Source organism: Kangiella sp., assembly GCF_048265365.1.
Taxonomy (GTDB): domain Bacteria; phylum Pseudomonadota; class Gammaproteobacteria; order Enterobacterales; family Kangiellaceae; genus Kangiella.
On record NZ_JBLXBT010000001.1, the window covers coordinates 1,810,038 to 1,835,899 of the forward strand.

Genomic DNA, 25,862 nt, shown 5'->3' on the forward strand with positions numbered 1-25,862 from the left:
TATCCTTCTTTAATATTCGCGAGTTGTAACTAAGCTTTCTTTTTATCCGCAAAGACAAAGGTTCGCCACATCCCTTTCCTGATATAATCCCCTAGCAAAGAACAAACACCATTGTCTAACGGGTACAATTCATTTATTAAACTCAGGTTATCTTTATTAACTGTAAGAGCACCAGCAACGCCACGATAGTTCAAATACTCCATATTGTTTATGGAATAACAATGAGTGGCCTGATTATTACTGGTTGTATTCATTACTAATGAGAAAGTGAAAGCAGAAAACAAGTTGCTTAATGCAGCGTCTTCGTCCTCTGCTGTCGACGACAATGACTCCTGAAAACGATTACCTATAGCCCGAACCGTTATGCCGCTAACAAAGGCATTAATTAAGACAAAAGGAAGATCATTGTCACACTCAACCTGATTGCTACTGAATGAAACGTCGTCTAAGCTACTTATCATTACTGATGAAACATTTCCTTCAGATGATCTACTGTGTGCTCTTAAGGAAACCTGATTATCATTAAACAATGTTTCGCCGCCGCCTCTGTACAGCCCTCCTCCTGAATCTCCGGTACTTGCACCAAGAAACACATCTTCCGCAAAGGCTGAATTGAAGACTGAGACAGCACTACCACCAAGTGCCGCAATAAAAAGCTCACTTAACAGCAGGTAATTAACGTTTATATTGTCTCTATCGACCACACGAGAAGAGCCTAGAGCACCAAGTAATAAGAACAAGGTGGTAATCCCTGGTGATAGTACAAAAAAGTAAGCAAAGTAGCTCAATAGTGAATTAGAGTGACCAGCTCCATTGAGTCGGTTATTCGTTACAATAGTTGGACCTAACGCAACAACTTTAAGCGCTTGCCCATGTGAGGAGTCGACAAAATTCCGCTGACAGGAGAAAGCAGTGTAACCAGATGGTGTAATTGCTTGTGCCATACTAGTGGTAATCGCTTCCACGCCACTAAATGGATTATCAGCTACGATGTTTGGGGCCGGTGAGTAGCACCAGCCGATTACAACGCCTCCTCTTCTTCCGAATGGTTCAAAGTATTCGTTATTTTGCGGGGTGGCACCATTTTTATAAATTTGATTATCATTGATTTTAATACCGCTTCCATGCAATACAAACACACCACAATTGGAGACTTCAACTGACTGGGCATTACCAAATATTTTATTGTTGGAAATATCCAATAAGTCACAAGAGGCGAGCGCTATACCGCCAATTGCTTTAAATAACAATTGCTCCATTGGGAACTTTTCAAATTCACCCCTTAGGCAGTTGCTAATGGTATTGTGTGTTATTTGAGTATTATCCAAGCCAATAAAGTCCGGCTCTTCTGATAAATCAAAGAAGTAACAAACACCAATTCCATTAAGCGACATGTTAAGAATTTGGTTTGATTGAATAGAAAGGTTTTGAATCTCGCCACCCGAAGCCGGAATCAGTTCGACTTCATTATCGGTAGGTGGAGGCGTTGGTTTTCCTGGAATTCCTATACAACCATCTGCAGTTATGATCACTCCATTACCGTAGGTGAAATAACCATCAACAGCATACTCTTCACTTGGCGTTGATTCAGTTTCTCTTTCAATCCATTCAAGATGTCCCAAACAGATACCATTACCCACACCTCCGTCGATATAGTTTGCTTGGATAACGACATTGCTCGACTGCCCGCCTATTTGTATTCCTCCAAAAGGACGAGAAGGAGCATCAATTTCAGAATCAACAATGATTGAGTTACTGATAATTTCAACGTTAACGCCAATAATAAATACTGCAGGGGCTTGACCGAAGTTTTCATCAGGTATGTCCGAAGAGGAACGAGGTCGGCTCAAAGCATGACAGAATACCTCACAACCAACCATTGCAAAGTCATAGCAGCCGGTAACCCATACAGCCAACTTATCGGAGCAATGAAGATTGAGTTTTTCGAAGACTATTTGTTCATTCCAAGAATGATCATCTTCTAGATCTTCGATATCACCACAATGTATACAGCGGCTTGCTTCTGAGGTAATCGCTAAATTAACGACTTTAATATTTGAGCATCTATGCATAGTAAGAACGGGAGAGTCATCTTCATCATCTGCCCCCCATATCGTTCTCTCACCACATCCTTTAATTATAATATTGTGCTTATTTTCTAGTATGACATTCTCAGAAAATATTCCTTCAAGCAAACAAATCTCGCCACCTTCTTCAGGCAATGACTCGATAGCAGCAGTTATTGAATTAACATCACCAAAAGAGTGCTGGCCATCACCCACCGTAATTTTGCAACACGTATGAATTTTACAGAGCTTTCTAAAGCGTTCGCGACAATCATGCACCATCGGAACAAACACAGATGATTCATTCAGCTCCCATTTGATTAGAGCTAGAGGAGCTATTCTTCTAACCGGCCCCATAGGTGGAGCCTGGTCGAGTAAAGTCCACGGAGTTACTATATCTGGAGCGTTGGGTCTTGCGGCGACAATCCAATGATCGCCCTGTCTACCCTCTCCCGTAAATACCAGACTGAGTCCAGTATCACCCAGTGGATTGGGATTACCGTAATCTATGTCATAATCTGGCTTATCTGAGTCTCCTGAGCCGCCTGTCCATATCCGCAAGTAAAAATATTTGTTAGCTGATGAGGCATCCAGATCACTGATAAAGTCTGAGCCATTGCCAGCAAACCAATCAACCCACTCTTGCGGTAGTGGCTCTGATAGTACAATGGAGCTATCCTCAGGATCATAATCGGTTTCAACTGTGATTAATTTACCTAGCGGTTCGGCAAGTTTCTCTTGATTGGGTAAGAATGTATTCCATCGAAATAGTTCTACTGCATGACCTGAAAGCGGTTGCGCATAGACATCTTTCGGTTCCGTTAAGAAGGTGATTTTACGAAGACCAAGACCATCGCCATCACTAACTTCACTGACTTGAACCCGGTACAAGGGGGCGGCATTGTCTCTACCATAAATAAAACTGGTGGGTGACGTTAACTGAATTCTATAAGTTTCATTGTTAGCGCCTAAGAATCCAGACTGGGTTTGTGGTGCGCATAAGTTTTCAGGAGTTCCCTCTGAAGTTAAATCCACCGTCAGGCGCACATCCGACATGACCCTCATCGTATCAGGATCTATAGTTCCACCCTGCTCGCTGTCCTTTAATTCTTCAATTGCTTCAAGACAGTTATCAGCAGTATCTTGCATAATGTGAACTCGAGTCATGCGTCGCATACGACCTGCTCCATCAGGGCCACCCAATGCTCTCTCAAAGCATTCAGAGTCCTCTGTTGCAGAAACATTTTGCTCCCAAGTTTCAAGCCAGACAAAATCATATCTCACATCTGTTGTAACAGAGGGATCGGGCGCTGTAAGTGGTGGCTGCATATCTAACTCAACTTGTAACCAGTCCCCCTGTGTCAGAAAAGTCGAATCCTGCAAATTGTCATACCTTTCGCCACCGATGTAATAGGTTCCCTTTCCTATATCGAAGTTGTAAAGACGATACCTTTCTTCCAGATCTTCAGCGTCTGCTGGGAAGCTGATCTTAAAGCCACCATCCGGCGTACCGCTGTGACAGATTAAATCGTGAATACTCCGTCTTAGTTCTTCAGCCGAAATTGACAATGCTTCATTAGCTTCAGAGTCTAAAGGCACACGACCCTGCTGCTGCTTCAGCCTCGAGTAATTTTTATCCCTTTGAAAGGAGTCTCTTGAAATATCTAGTGATTGCATGGCTCTTTATGTTTCCTTGATCAGTTGTGGGATGACATTTATTCCTGTGAATTCAAATAACTTGAACATTAAGTCATCCTCCTTAATGGCTGCGATGGCACAGTTATAAGCACCCATTTCACTAGTGCTTTCTGCGCCTCGCTTGATTGATTTTGGTGCGCTTTCGCTTAACTGCATAAATCCTGCATCGCCGAATCGTCTTGACACAAAATAATGGTTTGGAATAGCAGTATTAAACAGTATCGATTTGTAGGTTTTGGGCAGTTTCGATAATGAGTTACTGGTGGCTGCGCTATAGCGTATACAACTATGCTGGTTATCGTCGACGCAGAAATCACCCTGAAAAATACAGTCACTTGCATTAATTCGGGCAACTTGGATATCACCCACTACCGTACTTCTTTCAATATCAACACTGGCAACACGAGTGGCAATAGCTGGCTGAGAGGTTTCGCTATAAATAATAGAGTCTGAGATGGAAATATTTTTGGCTGAGCATGGATTTATGATGTCGCTATACTCTGTAATAGGACCGGTAATGCTCCGCTCTATCACCAACTCATCAATTTCACCTCTAAGCTCTAAACAAACGTGAGGAATGACAAATGTTTGTCCAGTATTAACTTTGGCTCTTTGGCCTCCTGGATCTAATGTCATATGGCGTAGGGTAACTTTATCAAAACTACCATCGAGAATGAGTTTAGTTATTTTTGGAGCAGGTAAATCTGTATCATCAGTCTCAGCATGAGTTGACGGAAGAATACCCAACCATAAGCCATCAAGTACTAAGGTTGCTCCAGTAGTTTGTGATTCAAATATCCACTCATCCTCCCCACCTTCTGGGGTTAACAAGATATAAGGCCGCGATTGATTAGCCGCCTGAATAACCAGATCGCCTATAATCTCAACTGTGTTTGCAGGACTTGCCGCAGGATCGTTGAGATAGGTTTTTGAGTCCTGAAATTGATAAACCCCTTCGCCAGCAGGCCCTGCGTCAGTTCCTGGAAGCTCTAAACCGGCCACAGGTCCAGGCGACAACTCCTCTTGTTGTGCATTGGTCGCGACACTGCTAAAAGTGTGGTCAATCGTATCGGATAAAAACTGTCGACGCTCATAAGTTCCGGCACCCAATGGGTAAAACTGCCCGTAGAAACTTTTTACGGCAAATAAGTGATTAGAATCATCTTCTGGGTCTTCTTTTAACCAGACTCTGCCATTAGCGGGGTCGATCAATAAATCCTGCCAATCTGATAAATTGGGCGTGTCACTTCCCCAATCACTCAGAGTTCCAGCTGTAATTTGTAAGGGATCTAATATCTCGCCAGAGTTTTGTCCCAGCGCTAGAACTAGAGCAAGTTCCAGTAGCTGTAGTTTGGGGCTATCATCATGAATGCTATTTGCCAGTAGCTCTTTTATTTGATTAATATCCAACACAACCGGTGTGCCATCGCTGATATTTTTCAATCTTTCTACGCGCCGAATAATGTCATGTGCACTGTTAAAGGTTTCATCAAATAGATTGCTTAATGGGTTATCTACGCCGGTTATGTCAGCACTATTAGTAATACTATACTGGGCCGAATTTAATAAGCTGCATGGAATTGGAGAACGAACTTCCCACTCTTTAGGAGAGCTACAGTAATCACCAGTTTCGCGGCCCGGCATAAATAAACTAGTATCTCTACCGGATGGATCTATCGTGTAGCGTTGCTGGTCGAATTTAAATGGCGTTGTATTGATTAAAGGTAGGGCTATCTGTCGATAAAGATGAAGTAATACTTTAGGAATATTATACCGTCCAAGCGCCCCTCTTAATTGTCGGAATTCAGGATAATAAGAAAGATCATCAAAGGCTTTCCCTTTCTTCTCATCAATACGTTGCTCTTTTAGATGAACAAATCCCCCAGCGGGAGTCTTTGACACCGAATCTTTAATACAGTCAAGGCTATGCCAGTTACGATATAGTCTTTTAAAACTTTCTGATACGACAGCATCCCAGCCTGTAATATCATTAGCCAACAATTCCAATAAGTGTACCGTTCCTGCTCGACGTCTATATTTCAGAGTATTGGCAACATCCACTCTTCGGCCCACTGGATTTTGCGGGCTAACTAAACGAGTAGCAAAGAGATCGCCTATATATGGAATTGCCCACTCATCACAGTCGGCGATATTAGTGTCATCCGACAGACGTTCGATACTTCGTCTTGCTGTTGCTGCTTGTTTAGCAAGCACTTCAACAAAGGCTCGTAATTGATGGGGATTAGTTGCATTAAAATCCTCATCCTTATAAATAGAAGGGATTAACGACCAGATTTTTTCAGCATAAAATGCTTCAAAACCATCGTGGGCTACTTTTCCTGCTGTATTATTCATCCCTGCCATTTAATTCACCGTTGTTGAATCTGAGAAGTTAAAGTAATGTCCAATAGGTGCTTGAATAGCCCACTCCATTTCACTTCCTTGAAAGCGAATGCTGGTAACACCATCAACTCCATCAAGCTCTTGTAAATTCTTGACTAGATCCGAACGGTAAAGAACTTTATGAATACCGATGTGATTCTTTGACAATAGCCCAGAGTCTTTGTCGTGCAATAATTGAGTGATAGCTTCGCGGGTGATCTCCTTGGGTACTTTTAGATCGTACGAGATATTAATAGTAAGATTTCTTTCCAGACCTGTTGCTTCGGAAACTACTATAGGAGTTCCTGGAGTTGCCATAGCACTTAACCAATTACGCATTGTTTTATAATCAATACCACCGTCATCAATAATCCATATCTTAACAACAGCTCTTTGTTTTCCTGGATCCCAGGCCCAACCTGAGCTAACACCGAGAACACCGGTATAACTTTTAGCTAATGCATCAAAGTCATGGATTGAGACGGCTCGACCCAAGGTTAATACGGATGATGATGCATGAGTTTTAACGCTCTCGGAGCTTTCAATATCACGACCACCTTGAGCACGAGTTGCTCCGTATACTGCTTTCAATTGTTTTGCACCTTTAGCAATTGAATGGATGCTTCCGGGTGGAGGCTTTGCAGCCCCCGCTCCAAAGTAATAGTCAGCAACAATATTATTAACTCCAGAGCTAGGTCTTTCGCCCCGAATGCCGTCCCCGAAGCGCACCCATGAATCACCCAGTTCGTCGCTTTCAATAACATAAACCCTATCATTGGGCTTAGCTGTAAAAAGTGAGTTAACTCGTTGCCAACGTACACCGTTGACGTATAAGTCAAGCAGCGGCCTGGCTCCAAGCGCGCTCGAGCTATCCTCAATCCAGCTCAAAGGCTGTTTTTTCAATTTGTATCGGTTATTTGGCGTGCTGGAATCTGTAGAACCGAGAACTTCTTGCTTAACACTTTCACCTCGATACGCAGTGACAATATTCCCTCTGAGTGAGACCGGAACCTTTAAGTCTTGCTCAAATTCAGTAGCATTCATAGATGCACTGAAACTGTAATCACTAAAGCTATTGCGACTAACAGTTCCCGAGAGTTCTTTTCCTAACTTGCTCTGCCCTATTAACATAAAATTTGCCGATAATGAGCTATCCACCAGTTCCACTGATGGCTTTTCCAATGAGACTTCATTTATCTCATTAAGCGAAATACGCTCTTTATTTAGTCCTGATAATTTGCCAACGGAAATAGGATTAAAGTGGAGTGTAAATCCTGAAGAGAGATTTGCACCTAAAGAAGAAGGATATTCAATCCTGGTTACTGGAACTTCTATGTCAGTTATTCCAGTTGCCACATTTTCTTTGCTTACACTGACAATCATAAATGGATATAAGGTGCCATTGACTTCAAAGACAGCGGGTTGATCTGCTACTAATTGAGGGTAAACGCCATCTAAGTAAACTTTGAAAGATGAGGTTGAATCATCATACGGTGATTGATGAGCCGAAAGCCCCATAACAAACATCCGCAAGTTAGTGACATCTTTATCACTTAAATCGCTACTGATATCTGGCGATAGCGTGACTTCCTGATACTTTGTGTTATCGGCAGCAGTATATGCGTCAATAGACTCAATATAACCACCCCAAACCTGACTTGGTGAAGAGGTTTCTACAACTGTTAGTATGCCGCTTCGTGGCACACCAGAACCTTTGGGTTTAACTAGAAGTCTTCCAGGGAATTTTGTATCTGGAATGTCAACAATCTGCCACTTGTTAAACTGTGGGCTGACGGTCACATCCGAAATTAGTTCAAATACTTGTGGCGGCTGGTCATCAAATGCTTCAGAGCGAAAACGAATCCCTGCTGCTAATGTGGTGTCGTCATGCCCGTCAATTTCAAGCGACAGATTTACTTTTGCACTGAGTGCGGGTTTACGTTTATAGCCTAGTATCTCAACAATGCGATTTGTTGAGATATCTCGTTTGGCGGTTCTTACATAAGCCTCTTCAGAAATTTTTTCATCATAAAATTGAGTAACATCAAGTACGTATGACCACATATCCAAGAGCATCACCCCAAGATCATGCTCAACTTCACCGGACCAATCCTTTAATGCAGGCTTGCTTGCAATATCGGAGAGCATTGCGCTTCTGTAGTCATTAAAAGTCATATATTGACGCGGCAATTCCTTCAGGCCTGGCGAGATATTCAGGCAGTCATTTAAAATATAGCTGTCGCAAGAACAGGTTGCCATTAGCCACCTCCATGTGCATTAATCGAAACATGCCCGGCTTCGGGATGTTCGGGGTTGTTATTTACCTGGATAATTTCATTAGCGGCAACATATAGTGACTCTTTAAAGTCTTTGAAATCGCTTTCCCCTTTTTTTCGAATCTTTATATTTTCTATTCCTTTAACGCCATCGACCGTTTGGATAGAAGCTTCAAGTTGTGAACGAATTAATGGTTCGCCAAAAGAAAAGTTGTTGGGATGAAAGAATGAATTAGGATCATTACGGTTTGTCAACGCAGATTGTATTGAGCGAATAACCTTTGAATTCTGGAAGTCACTTTTTGCACAAACTTCAACCTTGATATCGACGGGCAAATAAACCGCTGGCATATGACAAACTGATCGGCCAGCTTGACGAATACAGTCAAGTGTCTCGTCAACATCATGTTTAATTTCATCACTTAATGATGTAGTGTCCATAGGATCAACAGCGACAAAATCGGTAGCCCAACTTCCAGTCCATCGGCTACTAGCTTTAGCCTTCTGAATTCTTTTGTCGCGTTCCAGGATTTCCTGATAATCATCCAGCTTGACCGCTCTTAAAGGTAAATGCTGATATGCTTCTGGAGCATTTTGTTTTATTGATTCTATGCTTTCAGCTTTTTCTGCAGAATTTATACTAAAAGGATTGGTTACCCATTCTGCATAATCCATACTTATGATGCCATCGGAAGGAGAAGCTAAAAGTGTTATGGCGTCACTTGATAAGTTTGCTTTTGTTCCGGGTGCGGTTAAATAGGTTACCTGTAAAATAGCTCCTTCGTTCGGCAATCTTCCGAAAGCGCCATCACCGAAGCGTATGCTAAATCCATCATTGCCGGCATAGTCATAATGAACAACATCACCAGACGGTTTTTGATAACGTGTAACCTCACCCCAATAACCATGCTCTACTGTAAAAATAGAACTTTCACTGTTAGCGTTTAGTATTGACTCGATAAATTGCCAATTTAGACTTCCTGCAAAAGGTTTGTATTTAAGTCTTTCTGGGTCCGTTGCATCTGGCTCCACTTCTATAATACTAATCACAGGTTCACTGATATTGCTTTTGTCTTTTAAAGACCAGGCGAGGCCTTTATCAATGCTACCAGCCAGTCCATAGCGTAAAATTAGACCACGACTTTCAACACAAGCACCTAAGCGTTCGACTGCGGGCTCTAAATCAACGAGTTGAGCCAACTCAAAATCATTTAAGCTTGAGTTGTATTTTTGAGTTATCGTTTCTACAGAACCGATACGGAAATATTCTTTAATGGTTTCGCCGGCTATAACATCTACGCAATTTAAATAAGCATAGGCACTTGAAAATGGCATTTGAAAAGGTAGCGCTTGCTCTTTTGACCAGGCAACGCGCGTTAATACAGTTGGTAAGCCGGTACCGGGATCTAATATCAGAGGGTCTTCATAAGCCTCGACATCTGTAACGACAACCAACCAGGATCGATTCGGTTCATCTGAAACACCAATACCTGAACGTAAAATTATACGTCTTCCTACCCAGAAATCTGCTGCAGAACTAAAAGCAACATCCGGTGGAAGTTCGCCAGCAGTTGGAGGGCTCAGTTTGAGATAAGCTTCAGTGGCACCTAGCTCGAGACACGGTTCTCCGGGATCTGGCATATGAATTTCAGCTTGATTCCAGCGGGGATGTACCCATGTTTTCTCTATAACTTGAAAAGGAATTTTGCCTACGCTCTCTTTAAGAGCATATACGGTATCAGGTTCAATACTGGAATTATCATCACGTATTCGTGTGTATTGCGGCGTACCTGTCGCGCCAATAATAAGAGTGGTTTCTGCTGATTTACCACGGTTCACTTGGTAATCGACCAGTCTTGCGTGATTAATGATGTTCTGGGTTTGAGTTGCAGTAGATAGATAAGCTTCCAAAGCGTACCGGTCTTGTGTATAGGCAAATTCATCACCAATAGCAGCCATAACTTCTAAAATCATCATGGCTTGGTCAGCTTCTATTTTTTCTTCCCACTCGGGATAGTATTGAGATGCGAAATCAATTAGAGCACTACGGAAACTCCAGAAGTCTCTCGCTAAATAATCAATATTGACATTTTTCCTAGGCTGCTCTGGACATTCAGATTCTGTCGCACAATCTAGATCCGACGGGCAAGCTTGTTTAAAACTAAAAATGGTAGATTTAAAGAACCTATCCAGCTGTTCAAAGTTCAAGGTTAAGCGATGAAGTTCAAATCCGCCTGGCTCCGATACATTAATCTCTAAAGCAATTCTTTTTTCGGCACCAGAATCTGTGGTGCAACTATTCTCTTCTATCCAAGTTGCGCTGGACACTTCAATTTGTTGACCACTACTCTGTGAATCTATTGATATGGCTGATAGCTCTACTGCTGTTAAAGCCACGGGCAAGCTTCCACCATCCACTAATGGGCTAGCTAAATCATCAGGTTCTACAATGAAAAACACCTGCAATGTGTTTTGTACATCTTTGTCTTTGATTTGAACAAAGTCTATGCCCGTTAATTGAGCGGGGATAGATTGAGCGCACAATGCTGTTTTGCGATCCTGGTTTGACATGTTAGATACTAAGCTCCACATTTAAGAACCGTTTTTCACCATTGGCAATCACAGTATATTCAACGTTTACGAATAGAGTTGACTCTTCTGCTAAAACTTCAACACCTTCTGTTTTAATGAAATTTGATAGCCACTGCGTCAGTGCTTGATAAACAATTGTTTTGCCAAATGTTGAAGTGGCAGGATTATTCAAATCGAATACCATGCTTTTAATATTGCATCCAAAATCGGGCCTATTGATGCGCTCCCCCAAATTGGTAAGCAGAACCTGACGTATCAGTTGCTTGATATAACTATCGTAGTCATGCTCCTCACGAAGCTGCCCCGAAGTTGAGTCCACAGCAAAAGGAAATCTTAAAGAGTTTAAAATATCCATATTTACAATCCTTTGACCTTATTGTCAGCTTGGGCAACGGTTAATGGTCCGGTAGATGAACCGGCTGCATTTAAACCAACGCCAACTGAAGCGGTATTGATGATCGGCAGACCATTTACCTTGACTCTAGTTGCTCCCATAGTCCACATACCTGTCACGGTGGTACCGCTAAATTGAGGGACATCTGTAATGGTCCCAATGCTTCCAAAAGTAGTTTTTACCCTCTGATTAGCCGTAATATTTGATACAGAACTGCTACCAAAACTATCCTGAACTCCATTAGGTTTACTATTAACTGGATTTGACATAATAATTCCTTAGGTTACGGTAAATGCACCATTGTTAACGTCCAGGCCCGTTGCTTTGAGCTCATGCTTTGAGCCATTTGCTACTTGATTCACTTCTTGCGCATCAAGCTTGATTTCATTAGGACCAATTGTTAAAACCGCACCGCTATCAGTTTCAATTGTTAATGAACCTTCATCATCATCAATTCTTAAAAGCACTCCTTCAGTACGCCAAAACTTTATTGAAGGCTTAGCATCTTCTGCCGAAATATGATCGTCACCCTCCCCCCAAAAACAGCCTACCCATATCGGAAAATTCGGATCGCCACCTTCAAACTCTACCCATACACCCGCATCTTTACGTGAATCCCAGCGCGGCACTTCACCATCGAAAACTGGAGGGATAGCATATAGACCAACATTTTTTCCTGCGTAGTTGACGCAAGGCAAAGCCCAGATGGCCTGTTGCCCCATAACATTGGGGACCACAACCTTAAGTCGTCCACGACGTTTATCATCCTCATTTGAAACAACGACTCCTCTATACTTTCCAAAGTACTTTTGGCTTAATACCTGCATTAAACTTTCAGCATTCATACTGTTTATGCTCCTCTACTACCTAATGTGTTAGTACGCAGCTTAATATCCATCATATGATCTGAGGCGTTAACGACATGAGTCACTGATTTAACCTGATATGGAACCGACAATGTATCACCAGCACCTTCAACGACAATAATGCTATGCGGATGAATGGTTTTTCCATACATGTGAACCGAGGTAGAAACGCTCGCCTCAACAAACCAGGATGCTTCTCTTAAAGTAGAACGCTCACGTCGCTCTCGATCTTCGTCAGTACCAGGTGAGTTTCGTGGGATCGTTCTGACTGCTCCTCCCACCTCAGTAATAGTTTGCCCTTCACCTAACGAATCTGCCCTTTCCTCGCTAGCATTGCTTTCTGTTTCATCGTGTTGCCCCAATCTTGCATTAGGGACTTCTGTATCAACTTCAGCACTAAAGACATTGACGTTAGGGCATGCAGACTGAATTACATTAACTCTGAAACTGGTTGCCTGATCGTCATCGGGAAGTAAAGACAAATTGGTTGCACCTTGTTCTGGAGGTGATATTTTCACAATCGATTTTTCGCTAACACTGTATTCACCGCTCATTTCATTAGTACTGTCTACCGAGTACTCAATCCAGAAATTCAATCCGTGCTCATTAATCATCTTATTAAGAAATGAAAGATCCGTGCCGCTTTGGTTTAGCTGATCAGTTTCAGTGTATTCAACATCAATATCACTGACGTCAGGTGTAAAGTCGTAACTGCTTAATATAGAGCTGACAATATCAGCTCCATTACCTTGCCAATTAGCAGTTACAGCTAGACGGTCCATTTCTATGCGCCGATCTTCTCCATGAAACTCTATCCAGGTACCGGGACCTCCAAGTTGTAAAGAGCTTTTGATTTTGGTTACGCGTCCAATGATTAAACATTCCATTTCAGATGTTTGCGGTGAAGATTGGCTATTTACTGGCACAAAAATACCAATCACTGAGTCAGGCCTAAGAACCAAGTTGTTTTGCACTTCAAATCCCTCTCCGCAGATATCGTCTTCAAATCGAATAGCAAACCTTGCAGGTTTATTAAGCTCCTGCTCGATCCTGACCTCAACTAACCATTGACTCAATTCATCAGGAATTGGCTGATTGCTATCACCGTATGTAACGATTGCTCCGAAACTCATAGTAATTATTTGACCGGTATTTTAATTTGTTTTTTCGCACCTACTGCTTCTACTGTCATAGCATCATTAGCATGTGCAATCCGCCAGTAACCTGCCGCATCATTGAGATAATGATTGGACAAATGATCCAATCGTTGGGCTTGTTTAAGTAAATGTTCTCCGAGTATTCTTTGCTTAGGTATCTCAGCAGGTGTAAGCGCTTGAACTTGCCTACCAGAGCTATCAGTAGTCACATATACTTGAGAGTATTTCACATAACGACTATTTGACTTAAAGTGCGACATATCTTCTCCTAAATGGGTAAAGACCCAACAGTATTAGTTACCGTATTACTGATATTTAAAATGGCTAATACATCTTCTTGTAACTTACTAAAATTATAGGCGGCAGTAGCAACAGAGTTTGCAGCCGTCTTTCTACATTTGAAAACATCCGGCGTCAGTACAGCTAACTCTAGAGTAACGCTAGCCTGGATTGGGTATAACAGCGGATTAAATTCTTTTTGCTCAATTGATATTGATGTAACCCTGACTGGATACATTAAACCGGGTCCTAATATCAGCAAGGTGACAGGTACTGTAGGCCTCTCAACAACTTGCTGGCCAGCCAACATTTTCGCACTGGATACTAAGTCACCAATCAAACCTTCGGTTGGCTGGGTTAATTTTTGTAAGGCAGCAATTTGAGGAGCCACACCGGTTCCTACGGTGATTGGATTCCCCCGTTCCATATCATCAGCAGCATTAAGCTCAAGAGAAAACGAAAAGGTCTCTTGTGGGGAGTAAGGTTGTACAGTTGGAGCTTGTGCTCCACGACTGGTTTGATCAACCTCAAATGGATTCCATGGCTGCAATCCTCGGGTTATCGCTTCAGGATTATATTGAAAGGCTATAATATTCGGTATGACACCAACGATGTCCTCAACCAATTGAACCAAAGCCCCTCTAAGTACAGAAGGCGAACCTTTGTAGCCACTAGTCGACATAGGAAGGCTCCCCTAAATTATTCTTTAAACTTTGCGGAATACTTCTTCCGTCTTTCTGAAGCTCTCTTGCAATGCCGTGCATAATGAACTGCTCCGATAAAGGCTCATCATTCATGAGTGATAGGTATTTAGCGTTCAAAATAGATGATTTTATTTGAGCAGGTGAAAGCTCAAATTTTCTAGCATATTGTAAGAAACCATCACTAAGTGAATCCGTTTCTTTACTGGAAAATAGTAAACCTGACAGCCTCCTCCATAACTCAAGACGTTGTCCACTATCAGGATTCCTGAAGGCAACAATATTGCGTATTCTGCGGAAAAAGGCAGCATCAATACGCGCTCTTTGATTAGTCGCAAGTATTAATGGACCTGAATAATTTTCTACCAATTGAAGCAAGTGATTGGTGTCAGCATTGGCATAGCGGTCATGACTATCATTCAGTTCGGTGCGCTGAGAGAAAAAGGCATCGGCCTCATCAAAGAACAGTAAGCAATTGTGCTTTTCTGCTTGCTCAAATATTTTTGATAAATTCTTGGCTGTTTCGCCAATATACTTATTGATGGTCTTGCTAACATCAATAACCACTAATGGCATTCCTAAATCTGATGCAACACATTGAGCAGCCATAGTTTTACCAACTCCCGGTGGGCCGGAAAAAAGTGCGGAGGAGTTAGTGTCATGCTTATAAAGACGATTAGTTTCAGGATCAGACAATAGAACTTTTCTTAGTTCTATTTCTTTTGTAAAAAGCTTTAATTGCTGCATGATACTATCCGACAAAACCAGATCACTCCATGACATGGCTGGCTGTATTACTTGTCCCAGTTCTTGCAATGCAGACAATTGACGTTGATTTGAGAGTACTTTTTGAAGCTCATCATTATCAAGCTCAACTAAGCTTGTTGCTAACCTCAAGTCCCTATAGGTACTAGACTGGAGCTCTTTTGGAAGTGGTGTTGATTGATTTTCATTCCATATTTTCTGTTTCTGCTCATGACCGAGTGTTGGCTGTATAATAATAAGATCATGGTAACTATCATGTGCTTCAGGCAGTTCTTGAGCATTGCTTATAACAATTTGCAATGGGCAGGAATCAATATTCTCAGGCCACAGTGGAGGACTGGAAATCCATAGTGGTACACGATTGGTTAAGATACAGTACCTTTGGATACGGATATAATCATCAGTGAAATTACTTTCGGATAAGCTTTTAGCTGATATACAAAGTGCCCTTTTGCCAAGCTGATTAGCGAGGTTAGCCGCTAACTCTTTTCGACCACTTCTTCTACTGCCTTGAATAACCACGCGAGCTGAGTGCCCAAGTTTGATCATTTTCAGAATGCTTTGGCTATACTCAGATACAGATTCTCTAAAATAATCACTACTCAGATCCTTGGCACTACAAGCATGAGCAATCGACTCACCTAGCGCAGCTATTCCAAAATACCAATTAACCATCTCAGGGTCAGCCCTAAAGGTCTGAGCAAAACCAGAGGGATCGGCTATTGGTTCTACCATTTTCCACTTGAATAGCGAAGATGCTCCATGCCATATGGGCTTAGGTGATAATCTAAATAATCTTTTGAGTAAGTTCTCTGTGATTTGAGGGCGATAGGGTCGGCCCTGTAACTGGACTACGAGATCTTCAAGAGAAGCATCTGCTGAAATCGCAACACACGTATCCAGCATTGCAATTTCGGCTTTAGATAAACCAAACACATCAATCAGTGCATTTCTTGGAGAGTGAGGATGGTTGTTAATTTTATATTCTAACTCGGCAATCAACTGTGCGGATTCATCTTCCCAGCCGAGCTCACCCTCAATAGCATCGTCGTTTGCATTCTGTTTAAGATACTCAATCCTGGATTCTAATTTTACTCTAACCAATTGAGTGACTAACTCTGCGGCTGTGATTTCTATAGCTTCCGGTACGGTTTTTAAATATTCATTTTTCATTAAACCACCTCCAGCCAGAATGGTTGTGACTCTGCACCATTGACCGTAATCTGGATCGGATAAAACCCTGAGGATGCTATATTAGGCAGAGGTTCTACCAATAATTGATGGTTTTCAACGAAGAAATCACCAGCCGTTAAGGCTGCAATAGTATCCACTCTTCTGTATATACTTCCTGCAATTGACAGGTTTATGGTCTGAGGCTCTGTGTCAATCATGGTCGTTAATGACAAACTATCAAGAATCTCGATAACATATCGATTGTTGATATCTAATAGAGGATTTGAAGCAATGTGTGGGCCAATGGCAACTGAAAGCCGGTTGGTTTCGTAATGACTCTCGAGTCGTTCTGCGCCTTGAAATCGATAATCAATAATTAAGAGGGATATATCATAAACTCCTGCAGTCAACTCATGATTAATTGCACCTCCCCCATCATCTACGACCAGAATTTGTTGTGGTATAAATCTGATTTGGTTAGGTTCGATACTAATATTCCAGTCAGGATTGAGAGAAGCGTCTACTTTGAGTGTTTCATTTAATACAGAAGACCTTAACAAAAGCGTTCTTGCTTGTGCTGCAGTAAGATTTTCTCCAGCAAGGGTAATCTGAGGATTATTTATTCCATCTTTTTGTAGCGTTATCTTTGCTGGTGAAAGTGGAACTTTCTGTTCCCCTATTCCTGTTATTACTGGCGGTTGAATCAGCATGAAACTTTTGCTGGATAACAGCTTAGCTGAACCACTTGCGTTAACATAAAGCCCCATATTGGTAACAATACTTTGTGTAGTAGCAGGTTTCTCAGGCTGTAAGAATATGACACGGACCTCATAGAAAGCTGATAAACGCGCAGTTTTTCGGTCTTCAGCGGCCCAAAAGTTAAGAGTGTCTTCTGGGGTGACCGGGCGTAAACTTATTTCTATAGTATTACCGTCGCCTTTCAAGTCATCATCAAGGATATCGTCTGGCCCAATATTAAGATCATCATTGATAACCGGGTAGTCATGAAACGTTTTCATTGCCAGGCCAATCAACTGTTGTTGAGTTATGGCATCGAATTGATCATTGACTCCAAAATGCGGCGTCAGAATATAGTACAGATTAAGAGCCATCGGCTGACCGGCAATAGGCGGTTGAGTGCCGAGATATCCCGAGTGGTTTTTATAGTGTGGATCTTCAGAGATATGGTATAGATATAAGTTTATTGTTTTTGTTGTGCCAGGAACCATCTCTGGAGGCATGGTTGAAACAGTGATAGTCTCACCAAGCAGGTTTGCTACATTAGTTTCAACTAGTTTTTTGAGACTAGTAGTAACCAAAGACAAATCAAGCATAGCCATAAACTACCCCCTGCTCCCGAAAATTGAAAAGACACTATTCCTGATCGGAAGACTGCCAATTTTCGAAATGCTTTCAGCTGTAGCTGGCTTAGACTGATGACTACGGTTATTTCTAATATTATTATTAGTGAATTCTTTTTCTACGACCTTCTCGACAACCCTTTCAACAACCGATGGCGGCGCTGGAGAACTCTCCTTATGAGAATCGTACTCTTGGGCTATTGAGCTCACAGGCATTTTAGCTCTAACTTCCTGAAGCTTAAGTGCTACATCTTCTCTCGAGGCTCTTTCGGTCTTATCCTCAAACTCTGGCTTTCTTGATATGTCAGGATTAATCGACATCGTTTTCTTTACCCGTGGCTCAACCACAGAATCTTTCGGCTGAGTTATCTTTTTATCCGCAGCACCATTGTATGATTGCTGAGTATTACTGTAGCTATTTAATTCGATAGCACGACTTGAGCTGCGTGGATTATCAACATAGTTGACCGTTTGTTGATTCTCAGTCTTGTTAATATGGGTTTCATTAAAGTGTTTATTAATGACCGGTGATTGATGTATGAGTTGTTTCTCAACCAGAGTTTGTTTTTGAATGATTGGCGGTTCAGAATTGGCTTGGTTTTGTTCTGGTGAAGAGTAAGCATGGGATTTATCAGATTCCGCTGCAGGGCTAGAACTTCTGACCGACACTTCACTATTATCATTCCTTATGAGTGGTTTACCCTGATAGTCACTCTCCTGCATTTGACCAACACTTTTGTCCAATTCTCCAGAGCTTGTCTTAGAGGCTATAGACTGGTTAGAATCAAAGCTGAAATCTTCTTGGGCTCTGCTTACTGGGACATCAACGGTATGTTTTATATCAAAATCGTGCAGTCTCTGGTCATTTTTTACCAGAGGTGACTGACTTTTAGCCACCGAGCCTAATACAGAACTGCTACTATATGACTCGACCCCGCGAGCAATTAAACGTTGGATATAACTGCTCATGAGTAAGCCCTTAATACTTTATTGTCAGCAATAATAAAGCTTGCAAACTGCCGGCGAACGTTTCTTGTCAACAATAATATCTCATCAAGGTTCCAGCCATATTTATTAGCAATGATATGGACTTCCTTCAGCAGAAACTTTTGCTCCTCTTTAAGAGACTGTAGGCAATACCGAGTTAAATCAAAGCGAACCAAGTTTGTTTCGTCACAGCTAGGACACTGAGCTGAGATATCTTGCGACATTAATGGACCGGCAGCTTCGATATGCTCTTGAAGCTTCTCATGATTGCAGTTACCTGATATAAGAAATTTATCTAGCCATTTTTCAGCCGGATATTTCTTTAAATCATCAAGATCTGCAACCTTGGGTAAGGTGAATACCTCTCCATACCCAGTTGCAACATAAGTTCCATCTTCATTCAGGCTATAATCGTCTTTAGAAGCAAAAATAGTATTCTTGAAATCGATTAATTCGATATCAAATTCAAACCCTTCAGTACAAGATTGACAATGCACCTCACAGTTCACCCTTGTGCCATAGAGCTGCTCATAAAGATGGCTCACGCATTGGTCAAAATCCGAAAGAGTTAACTCATCCAGCTTCATACGATTATTATTACTGGAGATATCAGTAATGATTTGCTCTAGAAGCCAGTACATTTCATCCATTTCAGTACCGCCAAACTTGGCCAAACTCAGCTCTTCCTTGCCCGTTAGCTCTTTAAACGATACTTCTATAGCTTTCTCAGAATGCTTGTGTAGAGTTAACCCAATCATCTAAAACCCCATTAAGTTTCAGCAACTTCTTGAACCGCTTCATCTCTTTGGAACCCTTCGTTTTGCAGAACGATTGACTCAAAAGCTATACCGTTGGCATTAGCATCCAGTTCTGGAACAGCGGTGTATTCCGATACCCATGCTCTGAATACCTGCCAGCTGATTACCTTCACACCTTGTAAGTTATAAAGCTCAAGTACTATATCCTTGCGAAAATCTTTAAGCGATACACCCGCATCACCTTCCACGGAATATACCTTGTTTGCCCACTCCTCAAATTCATGATCGTGGGTTATGCCACGTTCAAGGGTAATCGCTTCAAAAGTTGAAACACCTGGAGAATGCCTTTTGGTCGATAAATCACCGCCATCCCGGTTGCTTACAACCTCAGTCGTTCGTTTCAGACCACTTACCTTACTTACTCCGGCAATAATCTTTCCGTTCCATACAAGCCTGAACTTGAAGTTCTTGTATGGATCTATTCTTTGTGTATTAACTGCAAACTGCATAAGAAACTCCTACCTTATGTTTGAATCTGGCCAGCGATCTGGGTCACGGTAAGCACCACAAACTCGGCCGGTTTGACTGGTGCAAAACCAACAACGACGTTAACGATGCCCAAGTTTTTATCGGTCTCTGTAGTGGTGGTCGCATCACATCGTACGTAATAAGCATCCGATGCTTTTTTTCCGGCAAATGCGCCTTGTCTGAACAAGGTGTTCATGAATGAACCAGCAGCTAGTCGGATTTGAGACCAGAGTGGTTCGTCGTTTGGCTCGAATACGGCAAACCTTAATCCTCTGTATAGAGATTCTTCGATGTATAGCATTGTGCGGCGAACAGGAATGTACTTATCATCGATGTTCCCGGAGTCATTGAAGCCGATAAGTGTGCGAGCCCCCCAACTTAAAACACCATCAGGGAAAACCCTAAGTGCGTTAACAGCTTTAGGGTTAATGACACCATTATCAGGATCGCTCATAGGATACTCGACACCACTAACCCCCCTGAGAGTAGCCTCTACACCGGCAGGCGCTTTCCAAATACCTCGTGATGAGTCAGTACGTGAGATAAGACCTGCCATAGCTCCTGATGGATCCTGGAAGCTTCCATTAGCTTTTTTAAGTCGTGGCCAATAAACGGCACTGTTGCGGGTTTCTAATCCAACTCTTAGAGCATCGACTCCAGTTGAAGTATTAGATGAGTCAGTCCATTTGTTAGGCCCATTATCAGAGGGCGGATCGACTAACAGGAAAGCGCGTTTTTTTGCACAGAAACTACTGGCTATATTGAATGCACTTTTGCGCTGACTATCACTCTGTGTACCGTCGGTTGCTTGTGCTCGCGGTAAAACCATGAGATTAAATAAATCGACCTCTTTTTCGATAACACTAAAAGCATCTCTATATTCAGAGTCAGTCGGTAAAACGCCATCAACCCCTTCTTGATGACCACTTTGATAAGGCTCAGCACCAATACCACCAATAACCTTGCCAAGCATATAGCTCTGGGTATTTTGCGGCGTAAGAGTAGCCTCAAAGATGTTATCTGCTGCTGCAATATCATCGGTAGCAGTAGTCAGGGAAGCATTAACCCCTGCATTTTCCATACCAAATAATGGTTTTAAGACCAATCTAAAGCCATGTACCTCCGCTTCCCATTGCTGGCTTGTGTTATTTGAAATAACTGTAGCAATAGTATTCAAATTTTCCGTGAGGTTAACCAGGGCTCCGAGAGAATGATCATCAGGATTAGTCGAGGGATCGAATTGATTTCCTACCAACATATTGCCAGTTGCATTGGAATAGGCAATACCGCCAAAGCTATGGGGACTAAAGCTGCTTGAGTCAGTGAGAGCAAATGCATTTAAATCGGCTTTATCGGTTTCAAAAAGTGAAATTAAGCGTGTGAAATCAGGCGCTGTTCCAGAAATTGTGTAAGGGCGAGCTACATAGCAAGAAGCCGCTGGACGCAAGTTGGCAAAACGACTCACTTCTAGTCCACCCTGACTGGCTCCTAGCATCAATGGAACTGCAATATCATTGTTTGCCGCAGGTGTAATACTGATTCTGGCATCATCAACACTGATGTGAATCATCCTACCTGTAGAAACGTCAGAATTATACGTACAATTCACTGTGTTACTCAGACCTAACGAACTAATTCCAGCATCAAGAGCATCAGAAATGTTAGTTAACAATGCAGCGGGAGAAGCAGGCAATGAAACTACAATGGTAACCGGAGCATTATTATCGACTCTTAAAACAAACTGTCCTGTTGGATTACCTGAAAATTTATCGGTAACCGTATCTACCAAGTCACCATCAACATCGGGCAACAAAAGTCCTGACAATGAGTGAGAAGCATCCATAGCACCACTGCCAGAAACCAGATCTTCCACTTCAACTAAAGAGCTTAAATTGTTGATATTGGTTACTACATACTTTCCATCGTCTGGATCCATAGAAAGATTACTGTAGGTTTCGGTGTTCTCAATACTGATAGTTCCGTTGCTATTAGTAATACGACGATAAACCTTCACATTGAAAGTTGCTTCGGGCTGCAGGGTATTATAGTCGACCTCGACACGGATATTATTACCTTCGACCCCAACCTCTCGAGCAGTGAATCTAAGAACAGCATCACCCTCTTCGTTTTCCACATCGACAGATGCAGCTTCTGCATCTTTAGCAATTCTGGTAATCCATGCTTCAGTACCGCCATTATCAAAGAATAATTTAATCTGTTCTTCCGTAAAGCTAGTACTATCGCCTGCACCAAAATGTCGTTCATAGTCTCTTAGGTTGAAAATTCGCGTGGGCGTATTGAGTTGTCCTCGCCTTGTTGTGCCAACAAAAGCGGTAATAGAGGTAGCTACGCCAGCTATTGCTCTTGCACCTGACGCTTTCTCTTGTACATAAACACCTGGATAAGTTGGATTAATCATAAAATCGTCCTTTTACATATTTTATAGACCCTGTTGAGGATTAAGCTTTTGATAAAGTATTTTGAATTTGCGCAAATGCATCTTCTAAACTGGAAAACGACCAGCTTTGCTTGGTATTGGCTAATTCAAGATTGATAATGGTTCTTTCCGGTGCCCCACTCTCTTTACTCATTTCTCGGTTAACCCGAAAAATGAACACATACTGTTTCTGATTTGAAAGAATCGAAGAATACTGTGGGAAATCCTGCATATTCGCACTTTTTGACTTAATCCATAAAAGAAAGCTAGCAGAACGAAATTCAGCGGACTCTCAAGCAAATTTCTTTTGCATCACACTGCCGAAACTAATTAGGCACAGCAAAATCACAGGTCAATATGACTGAGTCACAGCTCAGTCACAAAGCAGCTTAACAGATTGAATGGAAAGGTTTTTTTGGCAAGAAAGATAGGGGTTATAAACTAAGATCAGTGACTAAATGGTGGAAAATTTGCTGCCTAATTTGATCTAAATTATATTTTTTTAAATCTTGGTCATCAAAATTTTTGCTGGTTGAATTTAAAAAATAGTTGGGCTTCTTATCTGAGACAATGCATTGATATAGCTCTACGGTCTCAGGCATGGGTTCAATATCGAGTTCTTTTTGTAACATACCTTTGAGATCAAGATATTGCTTTATAGCTTGAGCTCTCTGCCCATTCATGACGTATACCCACATAATCTCACGCTGGGCGGTTTCTCTAAAGGGATCAAGCTCTAGTAATCGTCTACCGTGTTGCAGTGCGCTCTCATACAAACCTGATGCCACAGCATCACGCATACAGTAAGTCAGTGCTTGAATATAATAAGAAGTATAGAGCTCACGTGCTGAGTGCACCCACGGTTCATCAGAACCTTCAAGAAATAAGCCATAACAGTTAGCAACAATGTCCGTTAACCGTTCTCTGTGTTTTGCATCAAGAAGAAACGAATTTGCCTTGAAGTTCTGCAATTCATTTACGGCGTTTTCCAAAGCACGAACATCAAGATAAACATCAGAAGCAATACTTAAACTCACTAAATCGTCATAAGTAACGATTCCAATGCCTTCAAATGAATTTAAGTATTTTTTGATGCGCCATAAGGCTGTGTTTAATGCAGATCGTGCTTGTTGGCCTGGAGAGTCCGGCCAAATATTGTCGTACAAGTATTCTTTACGGAACGTATGATTACAATGGCAAGCTAGCAACATAAAAAGATTTTTAGTGCTACCAGTTAACCTGAATTGTTGACGCACCCCATTGTATCTAATGGCTAGATTTCCCATTAGTGTTAGAGAGATCCCTGAGTTATTCATCGAATTTCCTTTCGAGTTTTCATCACAAACAACGTAGGTTAGTATAAATAAACATGCCTCTTACTATAAGAGGCACTTTGTGTTTATATGAACTGATTCAATGCAGATTTGACTTTCTCTAATAAATAAATGCCTGTTCCATGAAGTATAAACAAGCCTTATTTAATGCTCATGACCCTCTTCATGCGAATGGTCTGAGCCTTGAGTTTCTTCGCTGGTGTCTTCTTTCGGCTCAGCTTTTACCTTATCTCCACGATAATCACGTGATGAAGAGTGAGAATGAACCACTTTCCATTGGTCGTTTACTTTACGAAACAAGAATGTCTGGTAGCCAGATTTATCAAACTCATATCCCGTTTTGTTGACCTTACCTTTAACTCGTGTATCAGCTACAGCCCAGGCAAAGTTATTCTCAAAATGGATTTCGATATTGGAGAATTCCAACGAGAGATATTCCAAGGCGTCTTTTTCAGGCTCCACGTGGTGTGTGACAAGATCATCAAGTCCTTCATTTTGACCGCCTGACTCAACATAGCGAGCTCCTTCAAAATCCAGGAAGTGCTTGCGGAATGGAGCGCCGTCGCCATTTTCCCAACCGTATTTAACATCAGCAATTATTTGTTGGATGTATGCTCGATCATCTGTGTTGCTATGATGATCCTGGCTATCATTCTGATGTGCATGGCCATCATCGTGAGCATGGCTATCATTTGCATTTGGGGTGTTCTGTTCAGCATTATCATGCCCATTGCCATCACCGTGATCGTGATCGTGCCCTTCTCCAGTCACCTCTGGAAGCGACATAACCCCTAACCCATGGCGGTATACAAGATCGCCACCTTTATAGGCTGTTATCGATACTAAGATCAAGGCCGCAACAAAAAAGATACCGGCAAGATACTGGCGCTTTCTTGGGAATAGAAAAAATAAAGCCGCTCCAATCAGAAAAATAGCACTCGTAGTCAGCGCCCAATTACGGTGGTCGGTCATAGCCAAATGAGATGGCGTATCATGAGCGACACTGTAATAAGCCTGTAGACCGGTGCCAACTGTTGCAAGTACCGCTACAGAGCTGAGAATAACCAGCCAATTCTGAACGCTGAGGGCTGTAGTATTTGCCTTGTTAGGGAAAATCCACAGCATCAGTTGAAAAACACCGCCTATAACGAGCAATGCCACGGTGAAGTGAACAAAAATCGGATGCCAATTAGGAATGATTTCAATCATGTTATTCCTCTGAAAAATTGTTTGTTTCGTTAGCAGCTAGCACCTGACCATTTGCCGCAATTTTAAAATAAATAACGCCATCTTGTTTTGTGTTGGTAGCACTTACAACAAAGAATCCTGTGCCAACTTCAACTACTGAAATGTCAGCCTCAGTGATTGACTTCCAGCTTTCATCCAATTTACCAGGCTCAAGACCTAAGTCTTTAAAGGTCATTTGCTTAACTGACTTGTAGGCAATACTCTTTGCGTCCTGGCCACTAATTTTACCGTGCGAACCGTGCCCAAAAACACTGCCAGATGCAAACGCCATTACCAATGCTAAAATAGTTACTATTCTTTTCATATTCTTCTCCAATTTACTGTTTTAAACCAATTACTTCGAATTCACCTTCGACGATCAACTGTATCGATACATCTTCGCTGGTGTTGTTCTTCCAGTACCAGCCATGCGAACCGGCAAAAGGGGTCGTGAAAGAACCTTTCATCTCATCGAGAGTCGCTATGGCATAACTTTCAAAATATCCTGTGGTGTCCCCTTCTGGTTCTCCGTGCAAGTCAAAATAGAGTGGCTGACCATCAGTGATCCACTCATATTCCATTTTAGAGAATTGTTCCATAGCAAACTTATATTCAATTCCACGTCCGGCTGGCACAGTAACCTCTATGACCTTATTCATCGATTCCGTTTGCGAGTTATCGTCAGCTGGCGTTAGGTCTATGTCTTTGCTGGTGTCATCATTAATTGCCAGCGCTGTTAATCCAAGCGCCTTCCCTACTCCGGTCGGATCAATGTTGTACTCTGATGGGAGAATGACAGTGACCAAAGCTATAGCGGCAATGATTAAAGCTATTAAAGTAGCTTTGAGTAAACTTTTATTGCTAACAGTATGTTGCATATT

The 25,862-nt window shown here is 41.9% G+C and carries 21 protein-coding genes; all 21 read right to left on the reverse strand.

Features of this window, described 5'->3' with window-relative positions; all coding sequences use genetic code 11:
- Nucleotides 1–29 precede the first annotated feature (29 nt).
- The 21 genes from ACN0VI_RS08415 to ACN0VI_RS08515 all read right to left on the reverse strand — a co-directional run bounded on the left by ACN0VI_RS08415 (nucleotide 30) and on the right by ACN0VI_RS08515 (nucleotide 25,859).
- Nucleotides 30–3,743 (reverse strand): DUF6519 domain-containing protein, encoded by a 3,714-nt coding sequence (locus ACN0VI_RS08415; RefSeq protein ID WP_417446426.1) that lies wholly within the window; start codon nucleotides 3,741–3,743, stop codon nucleotides 30–32.
- 6 nt (nucleotides 3,744–3,749) lie between these two features.
- Nucleotides 3,750–6,128: a hypothetical protein gene (locus ACN0VI_RS08420; protein ID WP_417446427.1), complete on the reverse strand. Its 2,379-nt coding sequence runs from the start codon at nucleotides 6,126–6,128 to the stop codon at nucleotides 3,750–3,752.
- On the reverse strand, nucleotides 6,129–8,405 hold the full coding sequence (locus ACN0VI_RS08425; RefSeq protein ID WP_417446428.1) for a hypothetical protein: 2,277 nt from the start codon (nucleotides 8,403–8,405) through the stop codon (nucleotides 6,129–6,131).
- A complete protein-coding gene (locus ACN0VI_RS08430; RefSeq protein WP_417446429.1) occupies nucleotides 8,405–10,993 on the reverse strand; it encodes a hypothetical protein in 2,589 nt (862 codons plus the stop codon). The genes ACN0VI_RS08425 and ACN0VI_RS08430 overlap by 1 nt, the downstream gene beginning before the upstream one ends.
- Before the next feature lies 1 nt (nucleotide 10,994).
- Entirely contained in the window at nucleotides 10,995–11,369 is a 375-nt protein-coding gene (locus ACN0VI_RS08435; protein ID WP_417446430.1) for a GPW/gp25 family protein, read from the reverse strand.
- Nucleotides 11,370–11,371: 2 nt separating this feature from the next.
- Nucleotides 11,372–11,677 carry a hypothetical protein gene (locus ACN0VI_RS08440; RefSeq protein ID WP_417446431.1) on the reverse strand — a complete coding sequence of 102 codons (306 nt, stop codon included), beginning with the start codon at nucleotides 11,675–11,677 and terminating at the stop codon, nucleotides 11,372–11,374.
- A 9-nt stretch (nucleotides 11,678–11,686) separates the two neighbouring features.
- Nucleotides 11,687–12,253 (reverse strand): phage baseplate assembly protein V, encoded by a 567-nt coding sequence (locus tag ACN0VI_RS08445; protein ID WP_331891589.1) that lies wholly within the window; start codon nucleotides 12,251–12,253, stop codon nucleotides 11,687–11,689.
- A 5-nt stretch (nucleotides 12,254–12,258) separates the two neighbouring features.
- The gene (locus ACN0VI_RS08450) at nucleotides 12,259–13,407 is read right to left on the reverse strand and encodes a hypothetical protein (RefSeq protein ID WP_417446432.1); all 1,149 of its coding nucleotides are present in this window, start codon (nucleotides 13,405–13,407) and stop codon (nucleotides 12,259–12,261) included.
- A gap of 5 nt (nucleotides 13,408–13,412) precedes the next feature.
- Nucleotides 13,413–13,691: a hypothetical protein gene (locus ACN0VI_RS08455; RefSeq protein ID WP_331891591.1), complete on the reverse strand. Its 279-nt coding sequence runs from the start codon at nucleotides 13,689–13,691 to the stop codon at nucleotides 13,413–13,415.
- An 8-nt stretch (nucleotides 13,692–13,699) separates the two neighbouring features.
- A complete protein-coding gene (locus ACN0VI_RS08460) occupies nucleotides 13,700–14,392 on the reverse strand; it encodes a hypothetical protein (protein WP_417446433.1) in 693 nt (230 codons plus the stop codon).
- The gene (locus ACN0VI_RS08465) at nucleotides 14,382–16,349 is read right to left on the reverse strand and encodes an ATP-binding protein (protein ID WP_417446434.1); all 1,968 of its coding nucleotides are present in this window, start codon (nucleotides 16,347–16,349) and stop codon (nucleotides 14,382–14,384) included. Before ACN0VI_RS08465 ends, ACN0VI_RS08460 begins: the two co-directional genes overlap by 11 nt.
- Nucleotides 16,349–17,689 (reverse strand): DUF4255 domain-containing protein, encoded by a 1,341-nt coding sequence (locus ACN0VI_RS08470; RefSeq protein WP_417446435.1) that lies wholly within the window; start codon nucleotides 17,687–17,689, stop codon nucleotides 16,349–16,351. Before ACN0VI_RS08470 ends, ACN0VI_RS08465 begins: the two co-directional genes overlap by 1 nt.
- Before the next feature lie 3 nt (nucleotides 17,690–17,692).
- Nucleotides 17,693–18,679 carry a hypothetical protein gene (locus ACN0VI_RS08475; RefSeq protein ID WP_417446436.1) on the reverse strand — a complete coding sequence of 329 codons (987 nt, stop codon included), beginning with the start codon at nucleotides 18,677–18,679 and terminating at the stop codon, nucleotides 17,693–17,695.
- Nucleotides 18,676–19,455, reverse strand: a complete 780-nt coding sequence (locus ACN0VI_RS08480; RefSeq protein ID WP_417446437.1) for a hypothetical protein — start codon at nucleotides 19,453–19,455, stop codon at nucleotides 18,676–18,678. Before ACN0VI_RS08480 ends, ACN0VI_RS08475 begins: the two co-directional genes overlap by 4 nt.
- A gap of 11 nt (nucleotides 19,456–19,466) precedes the next feature.
- Complete coding sequence (locus ACN0VI_RS08485; RefSeq protein ID WP_331890880.1) at nucleotides 19,467–19,964, reverse strand: phage tail protein; 498 nt, start codon at nucleotides 19,962–19,964, stop codon at nucleotides 19,467–19,469.
- A gap of 14 nt (nucleotides 19,965–19,978) precedes the next feature.
- Nucleotides 19,979–22,402 carry a phage tail sheath family protein gene (locus tag ACN0VI_RS08490; RefSeq protein ID WP_417446438.1) on the reverse strand — a complete coding sequence of 808 codons (2,424 nt, stop codon included), beginning with the start codon at nucleotides 22,400–22,402 and terminating at the stop codon, nucleotides 19,979–19,981.
- Nucleotides 22,403–22,442: 40 nt separating this feature from the next.
- A complete protein-coding gene (locus ACN0VI_RS08495) occupies nucleotides 22,443–22,652 on the reverse strand; it encodes a hypothetical protein (protein WP_331890882.1) in 210 nt (69 codons plus the stop codon).
- Nucleotides 22,653–22,854: 202 nt separating this feature from the next.
- Complete coding sequence (locus ACN0VI_RS08500; RefSeq protein ID WP_331890884.1) at nucleotides 22,855–23,736, reverse strand: BTAD domain-containing putative transcriptional regulator; 882 nt, start codon at nucleotides 23,734–23,736, stop codon at nucleotides 22,855–22,857.
- A gap of 162 nt (nucleotides 23,737–23,898) precedes the next feature.
- Complete coding sequence (locus tag ACN0VI_RS08505; protein ID WP_417446439.1) at nucleotides 23,899–24,963, reverse strand: DUF2231 domain-containing protein; 1,065 nt, start codon at nucleotides 24,961–24,963, stop codon at nucleotides 23,899–23,901.
- Between the two features lies 1 nt (nucleotide 24,964).
- Nucleotides 24,965–25,306, reverse strand: coding sequence for a DUF6488 family protein (locus ACN0VI_RS08510; protein WP_331890886.1), 342 nt, complete (start codon nucleotides 25,304–25,306; stop codon nucleotides 24,965–24,967).
- 13 nt (nucleotides 25,307–25,319) lie between these two features.
- A complete protein-coding gene (locus tag ACN0VI_RS08515) occupies nucleotides 25,320–25,859 on the reverse strand; it encodes a hypothetical protein (RefSeq protein ID WP_417446440.1) in 540 nt (179 codons plus the stop codon).
- Nucleotides 25,860–25,862: the final 3 nt, after the last annotated feature.